The sequence below is a fragment of the Kineosporia mesophila genome (assembly GCF_021129235.1).
In the GTDB taxonomy this organism is placed as follows: domain Bacteria; phylum Actinomycetota; class Actinomycetes; order Actinomycetales; family Kineosporiaceae; genus Kineosporia; species Kineosporia mesophila.
The window spans coordinates 1-3,873 of sequence record NZ_JAJOMA010000051.1; the positions used below are offsets into that span (position 1 = coordinate 1).

Annotated in this window: 2 protein-coding genes and 1 pseudogene; all 3 read left to right on the plus strand. The window is 67.4% G+C overall.

Annotated features, from left to right (window positions below; translation table 11 throughout):
* Window positions 1-217 (plus strand): annotated as a pseudogene (locus LR393_RS34730) (methyl-accepting chemotaxis protein); the annotation flags it as partial.
* Between the two features lie 4 nt (window positions 218-221).
* Window positions 222-1,691 carry a chemotaxis protein CheW gene (locus LR393_RS34735; RefSeq protein ID WP_231489478.1) on the plus strand — a complete coding sequence of 490 codons (1,470 nt, stop codon included), beginning with the start codon at window positions 222-224 and terminating at the stop codon, window positions 1,689-1,691.
* Window positions 1,692-1,838: 147 nt separating this feature from the next.
* A partial coding sequence (locus LR393_RS34740) for a PAS domain-containing protein (protein WP_231489479.1) occupies window positions 1,839-3,873 on the plus strand: 2,035 nt, incomplete at its 3' end.

Genomic DNA, 3,873 nt, shown 5'->3' on the forward strand with positions numbered 1-3,873 from the left:
GAAACTGGTGCAGGAGTCCAACCAGCGGGTCGACCAGGGTGCGGAGGTGTCACGCAAGGCCGGTGACGCGTTCGAGGAGATCGTGACCAGCGTGGGCCGCACCAGCGCGTCCATCAGCCTGATCGTGCAGGCCACGGTTACCCAGGTCGAGGCCTCCAGCCAGGTCGCCTCGCTCATCACGGAACTGCTCGGATCGGCACCGCAACCGGGCCAGTGATCGCATGATGAACTCGAACTACGGGCTCTTCGCGATCGGCGAGGCCTGTGTGGCACTGCCCCTCAGTGCGATCCGTGAGGTGACGCCCTGTCCGGACCCGCTCGCGGCGCTGCCCACGTCGGCTCCCGGGCTGCTGGGGGCCGTCAACCTGCGGGGGCAGGTCATTCCCGTGCTCACCCTGGACGAGACGACGGCACCCGACCTCGGTGAACACCGGGTGGTGGTCGTGATGGCGCATCAGGAAAAGCTTCTCGGGCTGCTCGTGGACAGCGTGCACGGGGTCACCGCCCCGTCGTCCCTCCAGGTGGTGGGCTCGTCGCAGAGCCGGCTGCCGGTGTCGCACACGTTCCCCGCTCCCGACGGCGGGGGCATCGTCAGTGTGCTCGACGTGGAGAGGGTGTTCGGGCTTCCGGGCATTCTGACGGTGCACGACGACCGTTCGGGCCAGGACGGGGCCTTCGGTCATCCGGCGGACGAGGAGGTGTCGCCGGCGGCGACCGGGTCGCTGCTGCTGGTGCGGTGCGCCGACCATCGCCTTGCCCTGAACATCGAGGTGGTGCACACCATCGTGCCCCGGGTGAGCGTGCGCAACTCGCCCCTTAAGCACGGATCGTGCCGCGGAGTCACCGATTTCGATGGGGTCGAGATACCGGTGTTCGACCCGCTGGAGCTGACGGGACTCGGCCGGCTGCCCGACCACGACACCGAAGGGGTGGCGGTGAGGTTTCGCGAGGGAGTGGTGGTGATGCTGCTCTCCGAGGTGCTGGAACTGATCCCGGCCTCGACGGCGCAGCGGCTCACGTTGCCGGCCGTCCAGGTCCCCGGCCGCCGTTACCTGGACGCCGTGCTGCGGGTGCCGGGCCTCGGCGACTTCCTCGGCCTGGCCGTCGACGAGATCCTGCAGCATGAGGACCTGAACGCCCTGTCCCGGCTGAACACCCCACTGTCCGGATCGGTTCCGGGGCAACCGGAGGCCGAATGGGGCAACCAGGCGGGCGGGACCTATCTGACGTTCTCGGTGGGGCCGCAGGTCAAGGACTTCGCCGTACCGCTCGACCAGGTGATCGAGATCCTTCCCTTCCCGCAGCAGTACTCGGTGCTGGAGTCCGGTGACGAGAACGTGCTCGGTCTCTTCACCCATCGCGACGCGGTGGTGCCGATGTACCGGCTGTCCGGCCTGATCGCCCCGGGCCGGGGCGGTGCCGGGAACCCGGAGTACGTGCTCGTGGTGAGCACCGGACCGGGCGACGGGGTGGTCGGGATGGCGGTGCACGCGCTGCGGGCCATCGAGCAGTCGATCTGGGAGGAGGAACAGTCGCCCGGCCCCGGGGCCGGCCTGGAGGGAGCCCTGGCCCGGCGCCGGACGATCCGCCTGGCGGCGGAGGGAGCGGCGGGTGAGGCCCGCATGCTGATCCGGGTCGACCTGGCCGCTGTCGGGGCCGCTCTGCTCCCTGAGGCCTACAGCTCTGCGTGATGGCCGTCTCACCCCGTCGGCCCAGGGAGGGTTGTCGGCGGTTGGGCCATCAGGGTGACCGCCGCGTAGCGTTCTTAATGACCTACGTTCCGCCACCGACCGAGTTCTTCACGGGGTCATCGCCCAGGTGCTGGAACGGAGAACGAGTTGTCGGACGACACCGGCCTTTCACAGGACGAGCGTGAGCTCCTCGCGGAGCTCAAGAGTCATGTGGAGGCCTTCGGGCGCGGCCAGGCAGTGGCTGAGTACGCGCCGGACGGGACGGTGCTGAAAGCTAATGAGCGTTTTGCCGAGCTCATGGGCTACAGCACCGTGGAGATCATCGGCCGCAACCACAGTTCCTTCGTACCCGCCGAGGTGGTCGAGACCTCGGAGTACACGGACCTGTGGGACGAGCTCCGGTCGGGTGGCAATCTCACGGGGGAGTTCCGCCGGGTCTGGCAGGGTAAGCGGGACCTGTGGATCCGCTCCACCTGGGTGCCGGTCAAGGACATCGACGGCCGGGTGGCGAAGGTGGTCGAGTACGCCCTCGACATCACCGCCGGCCGGCGGGCCACGGCCGACGCCCAGGGCAAGATCCAGGCGATCGGACGGTCCCAGGCCGTTGTCGAGTACGACCTCGGCGGAACGATTCTCGAGGTCAACGAGAAGTTCTGCGAGATGATGAGTTACTCGCCGCAGGAGGTCGTCGGACAGCACCACCGCATGATCGTTCCTCCGGAGGAGGCCCGGTCGGCCGCCTACCGGCAGTTCTGGCAGCGCCTGGGCGAGGGCGAGTCGGTGACCGGTGAGTTCCATCGCGTCGCCAAGGGCGGGCGCAACGTCTGGTTGCAGGCCGTCTACAACCCGATCATCGGGATCGACGGAAAGCCCTGGAAGATCGTGAAGTACGCGGTCGACGTGACCGCGGCGAAGCAGATCACCGCGGACTCCGAGGGCAAGTCCTCGGCGATGGACCGCTCCCAGGCCGTGATCGAGTTCGACCTCCACGGCAAGATCCTCTCGGCGAACGACAACTTCCTGGCGACCGTGGGCTACGACCGCGACGAGGTGGTCGGCCAGCACCACCGCATGTTCGTGCCGGCGCAGATCGCGGAGTCCGACGGCTACGCCGACTTCTGGCGCAGCCTGCGCGAGGGGGAGTTCAGGGGTGGCGAGTTCCACCGGGTCGGCAAGGGCGGCCGGGACATCTGGCTGCAGGCCACCTACAACCCAATCTTCGGGATCGACGGAAAGCCCTGGAAGATCGTCAAGTTCGCCATCGATGTGACCGAGGCCAAGCTCCGCAACGCCGACTTCGAGGGAAAGATCACCGCGATCGACCGCTCGCAGGCGGTGATCGAGTTCGACCTCGAGGGCAACGTGCTCACGGCCAATGCTCTGTTCTGCGACCTGCTCGGCTACCGCCTGGACGAGATCCGGGGGCGTCACCACCGGCAGTTCGTCTCGGCCGAGGACTCGGGCAGTGCCGAGTACCGGATGTTCTGGGACAAGCTCGAGCGCGGCGAGTTCGACTCGGGCGAGTACAAGCGCATCACCAAGTCCGGCCAGGAGGTCTGGATCCGGGCGACCTACAACCCGATCCTGACCGCCGAGGGAAAGCCCTTCAAGGTGGTCAAGTTCGCCACCGACGTGACCGCCGAAAAGCTGCGCAACTCCGAGTACGCCGGCCGGGTCACGGCGATCGACCGGGCCCAGGCGGTGATCGAGTTCGACCTGGACGGCAAGATCCTCGTCGCGAACGACAACTTCCTGAAGACCATGGGCTACACCCAGAACGAGATCGCCGGTCAGCACCACAGCATCTTCTGCACGCAGGAGTACGTGCTCTCGGAGGAATACCGGGACTTCTGGTTGCGTCTGCAGCGCGGTGAGCTGCGGTCGGGCCGGTTCCAGCGGGTGGGCAAATACGGCCGCGACGTCTGGATCCAGGCCAGTTACAACCCGATCCTGGATCTCGCGGGCCGCCCGATGAAGGTGATCAAGTACGCGTACGACATCACCGACCAGGTGCAGCTGGAGCAGCGGCTGAAGGCCAAGGCCGATGCCATGAGTGCGGCGGTGCAGCAGCTCACCGAGTCGATCGAGGCGATCTCGATGAGTACCTCGGACGCCAGCCGCTGGTCGTCCTCCACGCAGGAGGACGCCGAGGCGGGTTCCGCGTCGCTACGGGAGTCGATCC

Excerpts from the sequence above, each read along its gene's own strand:
- LR393_RS34735 (WP_231489478.1), top strand. The coding sequence starts at position 222 with ATGATGAACTCGAACTACGGGCTCTTCGCGATCGGCGAGGCCTGTGTG.